This window comes from Sinomicrobium kalidii (genome assembly GCF_021183825.1).
In the GTDB taxonomy this organism is placed as follows: Bacteria; Bacteroidota; Bacteroidia; order Flavobacteriales; family Flavobacteriaceae; genus Sinomicrobium; species Sinomicrobium kalidii.
Genome location: NZ_CP089211.1, coordinates 848,686 through 867,417 on the forward strand (window position 1 = coordinate 848,686; position 18,732 = coordinate 867,417).

14 protein-coding genes are annotated in these 18,732 nt (G+C 46.4%); 3 read left to right on the forward strand and 11 right to left on the reverse strand.

From position 1 onward, the window contains the following. The first annotated feature begins 149 nt into the window (after positions 1 to 149). Complete coding sequence (locus tag LS482_RS03270) at positions 150 to 2,474, forward strand: transglycosylase domain-containing protein (RefSeq protein ID WP_233030324.1); 2,325 nt, start codon at positions 150 to 152, stop codon at positions 2,472 to 2,474. Between the two features lie 7 nt (positions 2,475 to 2,481). Here the strand turns inward: LS482_RS03270 and LS482_RS03275 are convergent, their stop codons facing one another. From LS482_RS03275 to LS482_RS03320, 10 genes are all read right to left on the reverse strand, one after another. Beyond that, positions 2,482 to 3,900, reverse strand: coding sequence for a M14 family metallopeptidase (locus LS482_RS03275; RefSeq protein ID WP_233030325.1), 1,419 nt, complete (start codon positions 3,898 to 3,900; stop codon positions 2,482 to 2,484). 72 nt (positions 3,901 to 3,972) lie between these two features. Next, on the reverse strand, positions 3,973 to 5,100 hold the full coding sequence (gene bshA, locus LS482_RS03280; RefSeq protein WP_233030326.1) for an N-acetyl-alpha-D-glucosaminyl L-malate synthase BshA: 1,128 nt from the start codon (positions 5,098 to 5,100) through the stop codon (positions 3,973 to 3,975). 40 nt (positions 5,101 to 5,140) lie between these two features. After that, positions 5,141 to 8,059, reverse strand: coding sequence for a serine hydrolase domain-containing protein (locus LS482_RS03285; protein ID WP_233030327.1), 2,919 nt, complete (start codon positions 8,057 to 8,059; stop codon positions 5,141 to 5,143). A 222-nt stretch (positions 8,060 to 8,281) separates the two neighbouring features. Then, complete coding sequence (locus tag LS482_RS03290) at positions 8,282 to 8,767, reverse strand: ABC transporter ATPase (protein WP_233030328.1); 486 nt, start codon at positions 8,765 to 8,767, stop codon at positions 8,282 to 8,284. A 142-nt stretch (positions 8,768 to 8,909) separates the two neighbouring features. Beyond that, positions 8,910 to 9,092, reverse strand: coding sequence for a hypothetical protein (locus tag LS482_RS03295; protein WP_233030329.1), 183 nt, complete (start codon positions 9,090 to 9,092; stop codon positions 8,910 to 8,912). Positions 9,093 to 9,157: 65 nt separating this feature from the next. Continuing rightward, the gene (locus tag LS482_RS03300; protein WP_233030330.1) at positions 9,158 to 9,946 is read right to left on the reverse strand and encodes a (Fe-S)-binding protein; all 789 of its coding nucleotides are present in this window, start codon (positions 9,944 to 9,946) and stop codon (positions 9,158 to 9,160) included. A gap of 79 nt (positions 9,947 to 10,025) precedes the next feature. Continuing rightward, positions 10,026 to 10,472, reverse strand: coding sequence for an LNS2 domain-containing protein (locus LS482_RS03305; RefSeq protein WP_233030331.1), 447 nt, complete (start codon positions 10,470 to 10,472; stop codon positions 10,026 to 10,028). A 128-nt stretch (positions 10,473 to 10,600) separates the two neighbouring features. Continuing rightward, positions 10,601 to 11,908 carry a 4Fe-4S dicluster domain-containing protein gene (locus tag LS482_RS03310; RefSeq protein ID WP_233030332.1) on the reverse strand — a complete coding sequence of 436 codons (1,308 nt, stop codon included), beginning with the start codon at positions 11,906 to 11,908 and terminating at the stop codon, positions 10,601 to 10,603. 41 nt (positions 11,909 to 11,949) lie between these two features. Further along, positions 11,950 to 12,903 carry an MlaD family protein gene (locus LS482_RS03315; protein ID WP_233030333.1) on the reverse strand — a complete coding sequence of 318 codons (954 nt, stop codon included), beginning with the start codon at positions 12,901 to 12,903 and terminating at the stop codon, positions 11,950 to 11,952. A 261-nt stretch (positions 12,904 to 13,164) separates the two neighbouring features. Further along, positions 13,165 to 14,253, reverse strand: a complete 1,089-nt coding sequence (locus LS482_RS03320; protein WP_233030334.1) for an N-acetylmuramoyl-L-alanine amidase family protein — start codon at positions 14,251 to 14,253, stop codon at positions 13,165 to 13,167. 250 nt (positions 14,254 to 14,503) lie between these two features. Between LS482_RS03320 and LS482_RS03325 the strand changes: the two genes are divergently transcribed. Together LS482_RS03325 and LS482_RS03330 are read left to right on the forward strand one after the other, a co-directional pair. Continuing rightward, positions 14,504 to 17,302 (forward strand): putative LPS assembly protein LptD, encoded by a 2,799-nt coding sequence (locus tag LS482_RS03325; protein ID WP_233030335.1) that lies wholly within the window; start codon positions 14,504 to 14,506, stop codon positions 17,300 to 17,302. A gap of 78 nt (positions 17,303 to 17,380) precedes the next feature. Continuing rightward, positions 17,381 to 17,764, forward strand: coding sequence for a RidA family protein (locus LS482_RS03330; protein ID WP_233030336.1), 384 nt, complete (start codon positions 17,381 to 17,383; stop codon positions 17,762 to 17,764). Between the two features lie 88 nt (positions 17,765 to 17,852). Here LS482_RS03330 and LS482_RS03335 read toward each other — a convergent pair whose 3' ends face one another. After that, positions 17,853 to 18,713, reverse strand: coding sequence for an N-acetylglucosamine kinase (locus LS482_RS03335; protein WP_233030337.1), 861 nt, complete (start codon positions 18,711 to 18,713; stop codon positions 17,853 to 17,855). Positions 18,714 to 18,732: the final 19 nt, after the last annotated feature.

Sequence of the window (18,732 nt, forward strand, 5' to 3'; positions counted from 1 at the left end):
CCATCGGATATTTTAACAGTAAAAAACAGGGGCAAAACAATATGATCTGCCCCTGTTTTCCATTTCATATCAATCCAATACCGCTGTATTGTATTAAAAATTTGCGAATACACATACTAAGATCACCCATTTTGCGTATATATTAGCATATGCAAAAGATAAGATCCAAATGGCTGAAGTGGTCCCTTTGGGGTATTGCGGGACTGGTACTGGCTTTTGCCCTGTTTTACTGGAGTGTTTATTTCGGACTCTGGGGACATATTCCCACCCAAAAGGAACTGGGGGAAATTGTACAGAACGAAGCTTCGGAAGTGTATGGCCTGGAAGACAAACTCATCGGCAAATACTATTTGTTCGACAGGCAGTCCATTCCCTATGATGCTATCCCCCAAAACCTGATCGATGCCCTGATCGCCACGGAAGACTTCCGGTTTTACGATCACAACGGTATTGATTACAGGAGTTTTTTCCGGGTATTTTTTAAAAGTATCCTGCTCATGGACGACTCTTCCGGGGGCGGGAGTACCGTAACCCAGCAGTTGGCCAAGAATCTCTATAAAAGAAAAAATTACGGACGGCTGGGTATCGCTGTAAACAAGCTGCGGGAGATGATCATTGCCAAACGGATAGAAAAAGTATACAGTAAAGAGGAAATCCTGACATTTTACCTCAATACCGTTCCTTTCAGCGATAATACCTACGGAATAGAAAGTGCCTCCTATAAGTTTTTCAACAAGAGGGCCAAACGGCTCAAGGTAGAAGAAGCAGCCGTTCTTGTAGGTATGCTCAAGGCCAATTATTATTACAATCCCCGCTTATTCCCCGAAAAAAGTATGCAACGCCGGAATACCGTACTCCATCAAATGGTAAAATACGATTACCTGGGGGAAGAAGCCTATGACAGCCTGAAAACGCTTCCCGTTAAATTACAATACACCGCCTACTCTCATGATGAAGGTATTGCTCCCTATTTTCGCGAACAGGTCAAAAAGGAAGTAGAAGCCTGGTGCGCCGCCAACCCCGGGGAAAACGGCGAAACTTATGATATTTATCGCGACGGACTCCGGATATACACCACACTCGATGCCAGAATGCAATCGCTTGCCGAAGAAGCCATGCAGGAACATCTGGGCAAACTGCAAGAACAGTTTGAAAAAAGTTACGGCAAAAGGGCACCGTGGATCGCTAATGCGAACATGACGGAAGAAGCCGTAAAGCGGTCTGAACCCTACCTTAGCCTGAAACAAAAGGGCTGGAAAGCGGAAAAGATTATGGATTCACTCCGCAAACCGCGCAAAATAGAACTTTTTGAATGGGGAGAAAACAAAATTGTCGATGCCAGTACTGTTGACAGCATACAACATTACCTCAAATTCCTCAATACCGGCATGATCGGCATTGACCCGCACACGGGAGCAGTGCGTACCTGGATAGGAGGGATAAACTACAAGTATTTCAAATACGATCATGTTCGTCAGAGTAAAAGACAGGTAGGTTCCACTTTTAAACCTATCGTATACACCACGGCCATAGAAAACGGACTGTACCCCTGTTCCTATTTTTCCCCGAAAAAAGTGGTCTACGAGGAATACGACGGATGGAGCCCGTCTAATGCCACGGAAAAAGAGGAAGATGAGTTTGTAAAATATTCCCTGAAATATGCTTTGAGCCGTTCCATCAATACGGTGGCCGTAAAAGTGCTGGATTTTGCCGGGATAGGCAATACCATTGCCATGGCCAAAAAAATGGGGATTGATTCCCCTTTACCCGAAGTACCGTCACTGGCACTGGGCACGGCCGGGATCAGTGTAGAAGAAATGGCAGGGGCCTATGCCGCATATATCAACAACAGTCGCCCTGTAAAACCTTTCTTTATCACCCGTATCGAAGACAAGGAGGGAAACGTACTGGCCGAATTCAGGCCTGAAGAAAGGGCTGAACCCGCCTTTTCCGAACACACCCGGCAGGTAATACTGGAAATGATGAAGGCCACGGTAAACGAAGGTACGGCCTCCCGGATACGGTATGCCTATAAACTCAACAATGCCATAGCGGGCAAAACCGGGACCACACAGTCCAACAAGGACGGCTGGTTCGTGGGAGTAACACCCAATCTCGTTACCGTAACCTGGGTAGGTGCAGACGATCACAGGATTGGCTTCCGGAGTACCCGTATGGGCCAGGGTGCGAATTCTGCCCTTCCGGTCTTTGCCGGGTTTATGCAAAAAATGAACAAAGACAGCGTTTTTGACCCGTATACCAAAGCCCGTTTTAAGGCTGCCTCTGCCGTTGTCCGTTTTGAACTGGACTGCGAACCCGTCATAGAATCCACTTTCCTTGAGCGTTTATTTGGCAATACCGACAACATGCGGAAAAAGGAACGCCGGGCAGAGCGAAAGGAGAAAAGGAAAGAAAAAAAGAAGAAAAAGAAAGGTTTCTTTAAATGGCTCTTCGGAAAAAAAGACAAGAATTAGAACCTGGCTATAACTTCACAATCTCACCGTCCACAATGGCATAAACGGGTTTACCTTCCTTGGCAAGGAAAAAATAACCGGGCCTTCCGATAAAAAGGTCCCCGTGCAATTTCTCTTTTTCGGGCAGTAACAACAAAGGAAGGTCTGTTTTATCATCCTCCGGAAGGGAATTCACACGCACCGCAATATATCCTTTTTTAAGCAGGGAATCTGCTTCTTCGGGGGCAATGGCCCTGACCGAAGGGTATACCTTGTTGTACACTTTTCCCGGCATCCAGGTATAACCGGATGCATCCAGTTCCCGGTAGCCGTAAAAAACGGACAGGTCGCCGAGGTCCCGGATACGGGGAAGTCCTTCCCCCTGTTTTATACTGATATCTGTCCTGTAACGTTTACTATCACTTCGCCTTATCTCAACATTACGGATAAGGAGGTCTGTCAACTTCGAATCATTGTCCGGGATACGAAAATATTCCTCGGTCTCATACTCCCTGTAATTTTCAGAAGCGATCTCCGAAAGGGCATTGAGGATCACGGCAAAGTTCAGTTTGCGGATATATTGCTTTTCCGGGTCATCCGGGTAACCTCCCGACTCGATCAGGATGGTGCTGGTCCCCCATTTCTGGAAATTATCGCCAAAGGCCCGGGGTTCAAAAGTATCATCGTATTTGCCTACCCCGCCGGGAATGTATTGCTGAAGCAGGCGGTTCATCCCCACAATGACCTGCATGGCCCGTTTTCGTACTTCATTGACCTCCCTGGCCTCGTTAAAGGCAGGGGCCAGCACAGATATGGTTGCAGGCGTTGACGTACCGGAAACGTTGTAATAAATGTTCTGATCGTGCAGGTTAAAACCGAAATCGGGTTGTTCCCGTTCCCGTGCCTCACGCAGGATCACCGATTCCGGGGCCTGTGCCCTTACCGCATCCCGGTTCAGGTCAAAATCATAGCTGTTCCTCCGCCGGAACCTTTCGGCACCATCGGGGTTAAGCATAGGGATAAAATACAGGGTTGTATGTTCCAGGATATGATTGCGCAACGCATCAAATCCGTCATTTTCGCCTTCCAGGAAATTAAAAATATCGAAAAGTGCCATCGTTGCCGTACTTTCGTCACCGTGCATTTGCGACCACAACATCACTTTAGTTTCCCCTTTTCCACAGGTGAGCTGGTAAACACTTCTTCCTTCAACGGAGGCACCGAGCGCTTTCACCGAAAATACACTGCCCTGCTTCCGATGTTCTATAAGCGGCATTATATCCTCATGTTTAAACGTTTTTTTGACAATACGCTTTTCCCTGAAAGCCTCAAAGGCCCGGTCAAACATTTCCGGGTCGTAAGCACTGTCTTTTGGCGGATTTGCCTGTCCCGTACAGTTCAGGCCCGACATTACAAACAATGGAAGAAGGTAAAACAACTTTTTCATGGTTGGTTTTTTCTGGGTTTGGTTTAAACATCAATCCGGGAAATTCTTCCTCCGGCATCCCGCCAGCTCCTGTCAGGCTACCGTAAACGCCTTCTGGTAAATTTCTTCGTATAGCGGAACAATTTTTTCTATATCGAATTTTTCCGCTTCTGTTCTCGCATTTTCCTTGAACGATTTTAACAATGTTTCGTCCGAAAGTAATTTCAGGGCATTTTTCGCCATGTCCTTCACATCGCCCACATCACTCAAAAATCCGGTTATCCCCTGTTTGTTTACTTCCGGGATCCCTCCGGTATTACTGGATATGACGGGAACACCGTTGGCCATGGCTTCCAGGGCAACCAACCCGAAGCTTTCCGTTTCGGAGGGCAGCAAAAACAGGTCGGAAAAACAGAGTATCCGGTCTATTTCATTACTGTTACCCACGTACAGTACTTTTTCGGCTATTCCCAGTTCTTCGCACAACAGTTCCGCTCCTTCTTTTTCCGGGCCTTCGCCTACCATGATCAGTTTGGCGGGAATTTTTTTCTGTACTTCATAAAACACCCGGATCACATCCTTTATCCGCTTTACCTTCCTGAAATTACTGATATGGGTTATGATCTTTTCATCCTCATCGGCCATCATACTGCGCTGGCAGTCCGTAAACTTTGTCTTGTATTTGCTCATATCGATGAAGTTGGGGACCACGTGAATATCGTTCTTTACGTCAAAAAGGCGCAACGTATCTTCCCGGAGGCTTTGTGAAACCGAGGTCACCACATCCGATTTGTTGATACTGAAGGTCACTGCCGGCCTGTAAAAAGGGTGGCTCCCCACCAGGGTTATGTCAGTGCCGTGCAGGGTTGTGACCATGGGAATGGATATCCCTGTCTCGGCCAGCATCTGCTTGGCCATATATCCGGCATAGGCATGAGGGATGGCATAGTGGACATGCAGCACTTCTATTTTGTGCAGCTTTACCATATCCACCAGTTTGCTGGAGAGCGCCAGTTCGTAAGGTTGATAGTGAAACAGCGGATACTTGGGCACATGTACCTCGTGAAAATGGATATCGCTGCTCAACAGGGCCAGCCTTACGGGTTGTTTATACGTAATAAAATGTACTTCATGTCCTCTGTTTGCAAGGGCGATCCCCAGTTCGGTGGCTACTACACCACTCCCGCCGAAAGTGGGATAACATACTATTCCTATTTTCATGTGTGTTGTTTTTAAATCTGAAAAAGGCCTCCGGATTCACCTATTTATCGGCAATGGCATCGTAAATAACTTTCAGTATTTCGGTCCGTGTACCCTTGGTGATCAGTTTCCGGTTACTTGCCGTCGGATAGGTACGGTTAGACAAAAATACGTATACTAATTCATTTTCCGGGTCTGCCCAGGTATAGGTTCCCGTAAATCCGGAATGACAGAAACAACCTTTCGGAACCCGGTTATAGAGTTCATCCCCAATGCTTTCGGGCCGGGGTTTGTCAAAGCCCAGTCCCCGTCTTACGTCCCTGTCGCAATAATAACAGGTGTTGAATTTATCTATCGTACCTTCCTTAAAATAGTGTTTTCCTCCATAATACCCTTTCTGCAGGTACATCTGCATGATCTTGGCGATATCATCGGCATTCGAAAAAAGTCCCGCATGCCCGGAAACCCCGCCTTTCATGGCAGCGGCCATATCGTGTACATAGCCCTGTATGATCTGGTACCTGAAATAATCATCGGCCTCCGAAGGAACGATATTTTCTTTTTCTATTCCTCTGTCCAACGGATTGAACATGGTCCTGTCTGCTCCCAGCGAGGCATAAAAATAATTTTCATCAAGGGAATCCAGGGAACTGCCATAAGAATCCTCTATAAATTTTTGCAACATAAAATAACCGAGATCGCTGTACCTGTACCCTTTTTTCGACAAAAGATCACTTTCTTTAACGGCCTTGAAAATGGAATCCCTGTAATCTTCACGCATATACAGGTGATCTGTCACTTTTACGGTGAATTTCCCCTGCGGACGCTTCCGGTAATATTTTTCCAGCGGCTTGTCGGTATCCTTATCCAGGGTATAGCGGTAAAAAGGTATCCAGGGTTTTATTCTTCCGTAATGCAGCAGAACATCCCTGACACTTATGTTTTCCTTGTTGGTCCCTTTCAGTTCCGGAAGGATATCCCCGAGACGGGAATCTATCGTAATTCTTTCATCGTCGTTCATTTTCATGATCATGGGAAGTGTAGCCAGTATTTTTGTGAGGGAGGCAACATCATAGATATCGCCGTTACTCACGGGGCGGTTGCCCGTATAGGTGTGTCTTCCGAAACTCTTGTTATAAACTACTTTCCCCCTGCGGGCTACGAGTACCTGTGCCCCGGGCATGGCAAGGGTTTTGATCGCTTCTTCGGTAATGGAATCTATTTTTTTGAGGGTAGCGGAATTCATCCCCACACTTTCGGGAATACCGTATTGAAGTCTTCCCAGGGCTTCCGTTGTGATCCCGGTATTGACAAGAAGTTCTTTATTTGCCGTAACAGGCAATACGCCTTTTGCTCCTATGGCACCGAATATGACCTCGGCTGCCTTTCGTTGTGCTACCGGGTTGTTCTGGTACCCGACAACGATGCTTTCTATATTGTTCAGGGTGCTTAACTTCAGCAGGTTGTATGGTTTAACAAAGGTTGTCAGCACTACCTTTTTCTCCCGTGCGATTTCGTAGATCCATGTGAGCTCGCCAACCGTAAAATCATGTGGTTTCCAGGGCGATTCGTTTGATCTGTGGTGTCCTATGATCACGGTATTGTACGGTTGTAACTGTTTGAGAAGAACGTCCAGTTTGTCTGCCTGTACTTCATCTACCCGGGCATAGTGGTTTAAGGCTTTCAGGAACTCTTCGCCACCCGCATCACCAAAGTGTACATACGCAATATCCTTGTCTTCCAGCCGGGTGAACGGTACCAGGCTATCCTGATTCCTTGCCACCGTAATGGCGTTCGCGTATATTTCTTCTTCGAGCAGGTTGTCCCTTTTTGTATTCAGATCCCGGTACAGGTCTGTGGTATCTATGGGGCTGTATTTTGCCAGTCCCACTTTAAATTTGGCCTTCAGTATTTTCTTTACCGAATATTCGAGTCTTTCTTCTGTGATCTGCCCCTCGTTGTAGGCTTCTATCAGCTTCTGACTGGCCCTGGGTACATCGAGCGACATCACCAGCATATCATTACCGGCCATAAAGGCGGCAAGGTCAATATCGCCGGGACTGGTAAAATCGGACGCCCCTTTCATGTTCAGTGCATCTGTAAATATCAATCCGTTAAAGCCGAGTTCCTCCTTCAACAGCCCGGTAATGATATTTTTGGATATGGAAGACGGATAATGTTCCCGGTTTTCCAGGGCGGGAACATTGAGGTGGGCCACCATTACACTTTCGAGGTTTTCCGAGATCAGGCGGTTATAGGGGTACAGTTCTACATTGTTTATCCTGCTTTTACTGAAGGTAATGGTAGGCAGGGTTTTATGGGAATCGGTTTCCGTGTCGCCATGCCCGGGGAAATGCTTTCCGCAGGCCAGTATACCCGCATTGCGCATACCACGGGCAAAGGCCGCTCCTTTTTCGGCAACATTGTGTTTATCCTCACCGAAAGAGCGGTTACCGATTATAGGATTTTCAGGATTGGTATTGATATCAATATCGGGAGCAAAATTGATGTGAACTCCCAGCCGCCGGGCATGCCGTCCTATCTGGTAACCTGCCTGTTCTATCAGCTTCTCGTTCTTTACGGCCCCGAGGGTCATGTTCCACGGATAGGCGAAAGTGGAATCCAGCCGCATGGCCAGTCCCCATTCGGCATCCATGCCCACCAGCAGGGGCACTTTTGAAGCAGCCTGGTATTTATTGGTAAGTACCGCCTGTTGATGCGGATTTCCCCTGAAGAAGATAACCCCGCCCACGTGGTATTCCCGTATCAGTTCTTCGGCACGCTTTATCTTTTTTTCTCCCTGTTCCGGGAAGACATCTATCATAAAAAGTTGTCCGACTTTCTCTTTCAGGGTCATTTGCCCGTAAATACTGTCTACCCATTTTTGCTGCAAGTATTCGTTTCCGCTCAATAACGGATCGGTTTGCTGAGCGATACCCCACACGGGAACTGCGAGCAGCAATGCCAAAATCTTCTTCATAAAAATACCTTGATTTGCTGAAAACAGAGGCAAGATACGGTTATCTCGTTAAATTAAAAAGTCAAAATTACTGACAACATTATCAACAATCGGATACGGGTGTGCTCTTACACGTTTTTTTGGGATTCTTCCCTTGTTCATTTTTTAGTGAATACAGGCAGAAACGCACGGCCGTGCTTTTCCACGGGATATCAGGTCGAAGACCGTTGGGGAATTGTGTGTTTATTTTACAAAGCGGGAATGCCAGCTTTCACTGGCAGGGACTTCCCAGTGCTCTTCATACTCCTGCTTGTTGGCCACGAGATTATTAAAGACGATCGTTTTTCCGGAAACGGCCTTGTTTTTGGCCATTTTCCTGAATTCTGCCAGGGGTTTATAGGCAATGAAATCACCTTGTTTGTATGACACGTTCATCTTGTCCAGCAAATCCACATCGTATTCTTTTTCCAGTTGCTGGATAAAGTGTACCGAAGCATCTATGGAGCACCCGGATGCGGCACCGGCTTCCTGGTTCAGGCCAATAATGATAAAACGTTTGTACCTCACCTCAAAACCGGCCTGGAGAGCAGCCCCGTGTGCCGTCCATTCCTTTAAAAATGTTGCTGTCCTGGCCTCTATCTCTGCCAACTCCTCTTCTGCAAAACTTCTGTTGGCCTGGTATATCCATATCCGCGATGTATCGGGTAGTTCGTTAAAAGGAATATACATTATAAATTTAAAATTTACGAATTGAAATTAAGCGTTAAGTTCAGGTAATTATAATCTTTGAGGTCTTATATTTTTCTTACGCAATCTTTTGCTATATATTCAGCAATATCTTTAAGATCGTCTTTAGCCTGAAATGTCCAGTTTATTTGAACCACTTCTCCATTTCATCATCAAGATCGGTTTCCGATAAGATTTCATTGCTTTCCGACTGCTTGTTGCTCCGTTCAATTTTCTCCACCAGGATGAGTCTTTCTATTAATTCATCAATAGAAAATTCTTCGGGAAGCCTATCTATTTGTTCTCGCAGTTTAGCCTTTGTTAACATCTTCAATATAATTATTAGTCGATGTACATAAAGGTACAAATAAAACAGAAAAATCCGTGAATTATTTATAACTCTCCTGCATTCGCAATAAGTTCGGCGATGTCCATAACAGCAATATCGGCTTCTTTTTCCTTGCCTTTTACACCGTCCGTCATCATGGTGTTGCAGAACGGACAGCCTGCCGCTATAACATCAGGCTGTGTTTCCAATGCCTGCTCGGTCCTCTCGATATTGACGTCCTTATTGCCCTTTTCGGGCTCTTTGAACATCTGGGCACCTCCGGCACCACAACAAAGTCCTGCTTTTTTGCATTTGCGCATCTCTACCAGTTCCACGTCGAGTTTACGGATGAGTTCCCTCGGGGCTTCATAGACTCCGTTGGCCCGGCCCAGGTAACACGGATCGTGGTATGTAATCCGCTTTCCTTTGAACTTTCCGCCCTCAATGGCAAGCCGGCCTTCTTCCAGTAATGATCTCAGGAACTGGGTATGGTGCATTACCTCGTAATTTCCTCCCAGTGAAGGGTATTCGTTTTTCAGGGTATTAAAACAGTGCGGACATGCCGTTACTATTTTTTTCACTTCATAACCGTTAAGTACCTCTATGTTGGTTACGGCCTGCATCTGGAAAAGGAATTCGTTCCCGGCCCGCTTGGCCGGGTCTCCGGTACAGCTTTCTTCGGTTCCGAGCACGGCAAATTCCACACCGGCCTTGTGAAGCAGTTTTACCAAAGCCCTGGTGATCTTTTTGGCCCTGTCGTCAAAGCTTCCGGCACAGCCTACCCAAAAGAGCACTTCAGGTTGCCTGCCTTCAGCCATCATTTCGGCCATAGTAGGTACTTTCAGTTCACCCATAATTTTATTTGCATTTATGACCGGGATTTACGGTGTATGATCTGTCAAAAAATCATGATCATTAAACCGTAAATTCCATTCAGTCGTGTTTTCCATCATCGAACACCTCGATGGTCACCTCTTTTTCGATAAGGTCTGTAAACTTACCGTTATATCTTGTGGCCCGGACCAGGTGATTGTCGATCCAGTGGTAATTTCCACCTCTCGGTTTTCCCATCAGCAGTCCGTGGTATTTAAATCCGTGCCTGTCCAGCCATTCTTCGGTCACTTTCCTGTGGTCTTCCGTCCTGGACGTAAAAAAAGTAATAACATGCCCTTCTTCATACCATTTATTCAGCGTTGTCAGGGCATCGGGAAACGGTTCACATGTTGCCATACGTTCCGGCTCTTCATTGGGCACGTCTTCGGTCACGGTACCGTCAATATCGATCAGGTAATTCTTTATTCCCTGCGGCAATACCGGGCTTATGTGCTCACCTGCTTCTACTTTGTCGTGTAACAGCCTTTCTACTTCTTCCTTTTTCATAGCGTCTGCGTCCTTTTTCGGACATCATTTTGGATTGGTTATACTTTGGTTTACTTTGTTTATTTACTTTTAATCTTCCCGAAACCCATATCCCATAACCGAAGGGTCCTCCCGTATTCAATTATGGGCTATTCGTCTTTCCAGTTCAGCCTGTCCATCTGGTTATAGGGCCAGGGTGCACCGTTGTTCTCTATATTGGTCATCATATTGTTCAGTTCGGCCGGGGCCGCAGACTGCTCCATGACCAGATAACGCCGCATGTCCAGGATAATGGACAGGGGGTTAATGCTCACCGGGCAAGCTTCCACACAGGCGTTGCACGAAGTACACGCCCAAAGTTCTTCCCGGGTGATATAATCGTCTAATAACGACTTGTTATCTTCTGCAAAAGTACCATTATTATCTATATTTTTCCCAACTTCTTCCAGACGATCCCGGGTATCCATCATAATTTTTCTCGGGGACAGTTTCTTCCCGGTCTGGTTTGCCGGGCACTCACTGGTACACCGGCCGCATTCCGTACAGGTATAGGCACTGAGGAGCTGTACCCAGTTCAGGTCCGTCACATCCGATACGCCGAATTTTTCGGGTGCCGCACCATCGCCTTCTTCTTTCGGCGGAGCGGCAAACGGATCGGCATCGGGGTCCATCATTAATTTTACTTCATTGGTCACGGCTTCCAGGTTATCCATCTGCCCTTTCGGATTCAAGCCTGCAAAATAAGTGTTCGGGAATGCCAGCAGAATGTGCAGGTGTTTGGAATAATAGAGATAATTGAGAAAGATCAGTATCCCTACAATGTGCAGCCACCACGCGCTTCGTTCAACAACATGCAAAGTGGATTCCGGGAGACCGTCAAACCACGGAGCTATAAACCCGCTCACTACATTTCCCGCCTGCATTTGCTGAAACGGGACATCGGTGGCATTCATGGTAAGGAAAAGGATCATCAGCACCATTTCGAAATAGAGGATCAGGTTTCCGTCGTTTTTGGGCCATCCTTTCATTTCCGGGTTCCGGAACCGCTTTAACCGGATGACGTTCCGCCGTATCCAGAAAACGATCACCGCAATGAGCACCAGTAATGCCAGAATTTCGAAGCCTCCTATGAGCACGGTATAAAACCCTCCCATGAAAGAGAATACCCGGTGCGTCCCGAAAAGACCGTCAATAATGATCTCCAGCACTTCTATATTGATAATGAGAAAACCGAGATAGACTATGATATGCATGATCCCTGCCACGGGGCGGACCACCATTTTTTGCTGCCCCAGGGCAATACGGGCCATGTTTTTAAACCGCTGCGACTTGTTGTCCGACCTCTCGGTTGCCTTGCCCAGCCGGATATTGCGTACCAGTTTCCGGATATTCCGGACAAAGAACCCTATCCCCGCTATGAGGACAACCGCAAAAATTATATTTGGTATGACAGCCATATTTTCTGGATTATAACTACTGAACTCTCTTTCCTCCCGGTCTATTTATCCGGTTCTTCTTCGGGTGGCTCATATTGTTTGGCCCTTTTGCCAAACAGGGAAAAATGCACATACCTCTTGGGGTTGAGTTTCATATCCTGCAACAACTGCTCCAACTGCCGGGACGCCCCGGTAAGGTTGTCGTACAGCTCTTCATCCTTGAGCAGCTTCCCTACGGAGCCTTCTCCCCGGTCGATCTTTTCAACAACACGGTTAAAACCGGTTATGGTCTGCTGCAGTTCTGCCATGGTCTGTTCCAGGTTGGCTTCTGCCAGGGTGCCCGAAACGTCTTTCAGGTTCCCGGTGAGCCCTTCTATATTTTCGATGGAATTGTCCAGCTTTTGCTTATTATCCCTCAACAATGCATTCAGGGTTACCGAACTGCTTTTAAAATTAGCTGTGATATCCTTTAAATCGGCAATACTGGTTTTCAGGTTGGCCCTGGATTCCTCGTCCAGTATGGTATTGACCCCGGAAAGCACGGAATCGGCATGTTCCAGCATACTCCCCAGCTTGGCCTGCAAAGGGGTCAGTTTTTGTGTAACCAGTTCCGTAAGCCCCGGCTTTATGAAAGACGGAAGGGTATCTCCCGAAATGGATTTTTCACTACCGTCAAAGACCGGAACGATCTGTATGGCTTTTCCGCCAATGATCCCCGTATCGTGAAGTACTGCCTTACTGCTTTTGGAAAATTCAAAATCGTTCTCCACAGAAAATGTCACCAGCAGCTTTCCCTTTTCGTTTAAAAAGCGAATATTCATGATCTTCCCCACGGGAAAGCCGTTAATACTAACGGAAGTTCCCGTAGCCAACCCACCTACATCGTCATACACCGCATAGTATGTCCTGTAGGATTTAAAAAGCGGATTGGATTTCAAATAGCTAAAGCCCAGTATAAATAACAATATACCGCCTAAAACTATAATAGCTGTTTTAAATTCTCTGGATATTTTCAAATGTTCTCGCTTTTTGGGTTGTGAACAAATTTAGAAATAATTTTATTAAGACGCTTTTTAGATTGCGGATATTCCCCATGAGATCCCGAAAGTTAAAGGCAACCCCAAAGAATAAGAACAGGTAGTACAGCCTCAGCTATCTGATAGCCGGGCCGGAGCAGTAATAGTCCGGCAGCTCATTCAGTATGCTTTGAATCCACAGTGCAACCGGCTTTTACCGGTTTCTCTTCTCACCACCCCTGAATTCCGAACCCGTCAGTTTTAATTGTGAAGTACTTCATTTACGGAAACACGCGCACCGTTTTTGTACGCTACGATGTAAGCATTGTCATACCCTTTGCCTTTTGCCTGCTGTTGCAGCTTCCGGGCCTCATCATAGCTGGAGGTTTCCCCGTAGAGGTAACGGAACACACTTCCGAATGTCTCCATCGATATGGGAGACAACCCCCTGAAGTTATAACGCTTGGGCTCTATTTTATTGTTGCCTGCGGCAATCTGTACCTTAAATACCACACCCGGAGCCGGATGTTCTTTGACCGGAGACACAGGAGGTTCTTCTATAGCAATATTATCGGTGACGTTTTTTTTGTACCGTACAATGGCACTGGCTATATTCCTGGAAACTTCCGCCTGCCCTTTACGGGAGGTCAGGTAGTTTTTTTCATTCCGGTTACTTAAAAATCCGGTTTCTACCAGCACACTGGGCATAAAAGTCTGGTGCAACACGATAAATCCCGCCTGTTTTACGCCACGGTTCTTTCGTTTCAGCTTTACCGTAAAATTGTCCTGTAGTAATTTTGCCAGCTCAATGCTCTGGGCAAGAAACTCTTCCTGCATAATGGTAAGACCGATAACGGATTCCGGAGAGTTAATATCGTATTGGGCATAATTAGCTTCGTGATTTTCTTCCAGGTAAATAACCTCGTTCTCCGCTTTTGCCACTTCAAAGTTTCGTTTGTTGGCGTGCAGTCCCAGCACAAAAGTCTCCGTACCGTAGGCATTGGAATTGTGGGAATTGCAGTGGATGGAAACAAAGAGATCGGCATTGGCCTCATTCGCAATCTTACCGCGAACGTACAGGTTCACAAACTTATCGGTCTTCCGTGTATAAATTACTTTTATACCCTTATGTTTTTCCAGTTCCTTCCCGACCGCGAGGACAATATCCAGAGCCACATTCTTTTCTTTGGCTCCGTTACCTATATTCCCCGGGTCGTGTCCTCCATGCCCTGCATCGAGCACCACAGTGAAAACTTTTCCGGTTTTTTCCTGCCCTTTTCCTTCCGCGAAGGAACACAACCATAAAAAACCTGCCAGCAACACCGGCAGCATCCCAAGCTTTTTTACCATCTACCTTATAATTTACAAAAACGACAAATCCAGATATTGCGGGGCTTCCTTATTAATTTTAAACGTATCAGGTTCAAAATATTGTTAAAAAGCGAAGCATTATTTATCCCGACCGTCATGTTCCATTTCCGTATTACCCGATGGGCGGATATCGCATGTGTCAAAAAAAACATAAAATCAAAACCCGTAACGAGGAATTCGTATATTTTTTTTACATCTTTGCCTGTATGAAAAACAGGACGGGAAAACCATGCCTGATCCGAAGCCGGAACATACCGGGTCATTTTTTACAAAAATAGGATTTAAAGCATTGCAAGCAAATAACCCTTACATACTTTTAGTGTTTATTTTGCTGTTTTGCCAGCCGTTTCTTTTTGCACAGGAAACCCCGGTAAAGCAACCGCTGAACATTGAAGCCGGGAAAGACTCTTTACAAGTACCTGTTAAAGAAGCGCTTCCGGACCTCACAGTCAACGATTCTATCATTGCAGACCATATACTACTGGACAGTACACAAATAAACAAGGTCCAGGACAGCATCGAACAGGACAGTGTACCGCCGAAAAAGGAGCTTATTGCAGACCAAATAAAATACAAGGCCAAAGACTACCAGAAAACAGTACGCAGTGAGAACAAGATATACCTGTATAACGAGGCCGAGGTGTATTACCAGGACACCGAACTCAAATCGGGGGTTATTGTTATTGATTATGAAAAAAAGGAAGTGTATGCCGGGCGGATAAAAGACTCGACGGGAACACTGGTTCAGGCCCCTTATTTCAAACAGGGGAGCAATGTAGTGGAGCCGGACTCCATCCGGTATAATTTCGATACGCAAAAGGCACTGATCTGGAATTCCAGATCGGAACAGACCGTGGGAGGTGAAATGAATGTATTTGCCGAGGTCACCAAAAAGGAAAACGATTCTGTTTACTTCCTTCACGAAGGAAAACTCACCACTTCCAAAAACCTGGACGACCCGGAATATTACATCCGGGTCCGAAAAGCCAAGTTCGTTCCGAAAGAAAAAGTTATTGCGGGGTTCAGTAATATGTATATTGCTGATGTCCCCACACCTATTGCAGTGCCGTTTGCCTACTTCCCGATGTCTCAGGAAAGCAGTGAATCGGGACTGATATTCCCTACCTTCGGAGAGGTGAACGACCAGGGCTATTTTTTACAGAACGGAGGCTATTACTTTGCTATAAACGACCACTTGGACCTGGCCGTGCTGGGTGATTATTACACCAACGGGAGTTACGGTTTCCGTACGGAGACCAACTATGCCGCACGCTATAAATTTCGCGGAAATTTCAATTTCAGGTTTGAAAACCTCGTACAGGGGCAACGGGGGTTCCCTGATTACAGCCGGCAAACCCGGTACAACATCCAGTGGTCGCACAGCCAGGACGCCAAGGCAAATCCCAGTTCCCGGTTCTCGGCCAGTGTAAACCTGGGGAGCAGCCGGTATTACAAAGACTCTTACAACCAGGTGAATACCGGGAATTTTATGAACAACACCCTGACGTCGTCCATCTCCTACTCCAAGTCGTTTCCGGGATATCCGGCGGTAAACCTCAGCCTTACGGCCACACACTCGCAAAACACCAATACGGAAACCATCAACATGACATTGCCTACCCTGCAGGCCAGCGTGGAGCGTATTTACCCGTTTGCCCCGAAATCGGGCATCAAAAAAGGCATTTTCCAGAACATCAACTTTCAGTATAACCTCCGGGCGGAAAACAGTTTTGAAACCACCGATTCCCTGTTCTTTAAAAAGGAAATGTTTGAAACCGCCAAAACGGGATTCAGACACAGTATTCCTCTCAGCACGAATTTCAAGGTATTCAAACACCTGAGCACCTCCCTCAGCGTGAATTATGACGATGTATGGCAACTCAAAACCATACGAAGAAACGATTACGACCCCGATCTGGAAGAGGCCCCGATCGATACCATAAGCGGTTTTGACCGTTTTGGCCAGTACAATTTCAGTGCCAGCCTGGGAACTACACTTTACGGGATGTTCACCTTTAAAGAAGGAAAAAAGATTAAGGCCATACGCCACGTCATACGCCCTTCCATAAGCTACGGTTATACCCCGGGCTTTGACCAGTATTACGATGAGTACATCGCAAACGAAGAAGGCGACCGGGAACTGTACACCCGGTTCGAAGGCGGTGTTTACGGTACGCCGAGCAGGGGAAATTCCAATAACATAGGGATATCTGTCAGCAACACTCTTGAAGCCAAGGTTCAGGACAGGGACACCACGGCCACAGAACCCAAAAAGATCACCCTGCTCAACAACCTCAACTTTTCCACCAGTTACAATATTGCTGCAGATTCATTGCCATGGAGCCCGTTGCGGGTAACGGGAGGCGTGCCGTTGTTTGACAACAAAATGACCGTCAATTTCGGGGCTACCCTGGACCCTTATGCCATTGATAACAGCGGTAACCGGATAGAAAAATTCAATATCGACAATGGAGGAAGCCTTTTCCGGCTCACCAATGCCAACCTCACTACGAGTTACACTATTTCGAGCAAGACCTTCAAAGGAAGCGGAGTGGACCGGGACGCTGATAATACACAGAGCGGCGGAAGGGACGACGACCTGTTCGGAACCTCACAGGACTTTAGTGACGGCAGGATGTTCCCCGATGATGACGAGGAGGACGAAGAAGAGGAAGATACCAAGTTTTACGGGGCATCTTTGCCCTGGGATCTGCGACTGGCCTATTCCATGACCTATTCGAATTCCAACCGGCAAAACGAAATCAGCAACAATTCCCTGATGTTCTCGGGCAACGTGGAGCTCTCTCCGAAATGGCGCGTAGGCGTGTCTTCCGGATATGATTTTAAGAACAGGGGGTTCAGCTATACACAGCTTCGTTTTGAGCGGGACCTTGAAAGCTGGCGTATGAACTTTAGCTGGACACCTTTCGGGAACCGCACCTCGTGGTACTTCTTTATCGGGATAAAGAGTTCCATGCTCAGCGATATCAAATGGGAAAAAAGACGGAATCCGGACAGGCGGTTATAGCGGTGACTCCGGTCGTTTTTCATTCCCTGTTTTGTCCGGCCCGGATTATAGTATAAGTAAAAAATAAAACCAATTAACATGAAAAAGATCATCAACACCGACCAGGCACCTGCACCCATAGGACCTTATAACCAGGCTGTTTTAAGCGGGAACACACTCTACATATCCGGGCAGATCCCGCTCGACCCGAAGACCGGGGAATTGGTCCGGAAATCCATTGAAGAGGAAACCACACAGGTAATGCAGAACCTTAAAGCCATTCTCAGCGCTGCCGGAATGGATTTTGACCATGTTATCAAATCTTCCATTTTTATCAGTGACATGAACAATTTCGGAAAGATCAACGAAGTTTACGGCAAGTATTTCAGTGAAGATACCGCCCCGGCCAGGGAAACGGTAGAAGTGGCCAATTTGCCCAAATTCGTGAATGTGGAGATCTCTATGATCGCCGTAAAATCCTAAACAAAAAATTATGATAGAGACGCACGGCCGTTTTTTCACGTGGAGACGCACGGCCGTGCGTCTCTATCTATCATAATTATATATATATTTATTTATTGAATACGATTTCTCTGTGGTATTCCACCAGGTTGTCGATAGGGCGCCGTAATATCTTGCCCACCTTCAGACCGTTCTGCTCCATAACCTCGTGCAGTTCTTCCTGAAGATAAAAAGCAATACTGCCTATAAAATGCACAGGAACGGATTTTGCCTGTTCGTATTGCATGATACAGTTATCTATAAACAACTGCATTCCCTTTCTTATAAGCTTCTGGCTGTATTCGTGGTCCCGGTTTTCAATCACAAACCTTGCAAACGTGGCCAGGTAGGTATTCGGGTTGGGTTGCTTATAGAGGTTGTTTTTTATAATGTCCGCCTCAAGGTCATAGGCTTCGGAAAATTTGTGTGCCAGATTTTGCGGCATCTTGTGATAATAGTAATCCCGGAGCAACTGACGGCCGAAATAGTTCCCGCTACAGTCATCCATAAGGATGTAACCCAGGGAGGTCACCTTCTGAAAAACCTCGCTGCCGTCATAATAACTACAATTAGAGCCTGTTCCCAGAATGCATACAATGGCATGTTCTCCCGGGGCAGCCGTAGCATGTATGGCCGCATAGGTATCTTCTTTTATAGAGACCTTGGCATTGACAAAAAAGTTCTTGAATATTTTGGTCAGGTAATTCTTCATGCGGTCGGTACCGCAGCCTGCCCCGTAAAAATACAGTTGTGTAACTTCCTTTTTGTTATTGCTAAGTTCAAAATTATTGGCCAGGCGTTCATCTATAATCTCCCGCGTAAGCACTTCCGGACTCAACCCAAGTGTTTTTGTCAAAAACAGCTTGTTTCCGTCTTCATCCAGGGCTATCCAATCCGATTTTGTGGCTCCACTATCAACAATTAATATCATATTCTCATTATTTATTAAT

Excerpts from the sequence above, each read along its gene's own strand:
- LS482_RS03270 (WP_233030324.1), top strand. The coding sequence starts at position 150 with ATGCAAAAGATAAGATCCAAATGGCTGAAGTGGTCCCTTTGGGGTATT.
- LS482_RS03275 (WP_233030325.1), bottom strand. The coding sequence starts at position 3,900 with ATGAAAAAGTTGTTTTACCTTCTTCCATTGTTTGTAATGTCGGGCCTG.
- bshA (WP_233030326.1), bottom strand. The coding sequence starts at position 5,100 with ATGAAAATAGGAATAGTATGTTATCCCACTTTCGGCGGGAGTGGTGTA.
- LS482_RS03285 (WP_233030327.1), bottom strand. The coding sequence starts at position 8,059 with ATGAAGAAGATTTTGGCATTGCTGCTCGCAGTTCCCGTGTGGGGTATC.
- LS482_RS03290 (WP_233030328.1), bottom strand. The coding sequence starts at position 8,767 with ATGTATATTCCTTTTAACGAACTACCCGATACATCGCGGATATGGATA.
- LS482_RS03295 (WP_233030329.1), bottom strand. The coding sequence starts at position 9,092 with ATGTTAACAAAGGCTAAACTGCGAGAACAAATAGATAGGCTTCCCGAA.
- LS482_RS03300 (WP_233030330.1), bottom strand. The coding sequence starts at position 9,946 with ATGGGTGAACTGAAAGTACCTACTATGGCCGAAATGATGGCTGAAGGC.
- LS482_RS03305 (WP_233030331.1), bottom strand. The coding sequence starts at position 10,472 with ATGAAAAAGGAAGAAGTAGAAAGGCTGTTACACGACAAAGTAGAAGCA.
- LS482_RS03310 (WP_233030332.1), bottom strand. The coding sequence starts at position 11,908 with ATGGCTGTCATACCAAATATAATTTTTGCGGTTGTCCTCATAGCGGGG.
- LS482_RS03320 (WP_233030334.1), bottom strand. The coding sequence starts at position 14,253 with ATGGTAAAAAAGCTTGGGATGCTGCCGGTGTTGCTGGCAGGTTTTTTA.
- LS482_RS03325 (WP_233030335.1), top strand. The coding sequence starts at position 14,504 with ATGCCTGATCCGAAGCCGGAACATACCGGGTCATTTTTTACAAAAATA.
- LS482_RS03330 (WP_233030336.1), top strand. The coding sequence starts at position 17,381 with ATGAAAAAGATCATCAACACCGACCAGGCACCTGCACCCATAGGACCT.
- LS482_RS03335 (WP_233030337.1), bottom strand. The coding sequence starts at position 18,713 with ATGATATTAATTGTTGATAGTGGAGCCACAAAATCGGATTGGATAGCC.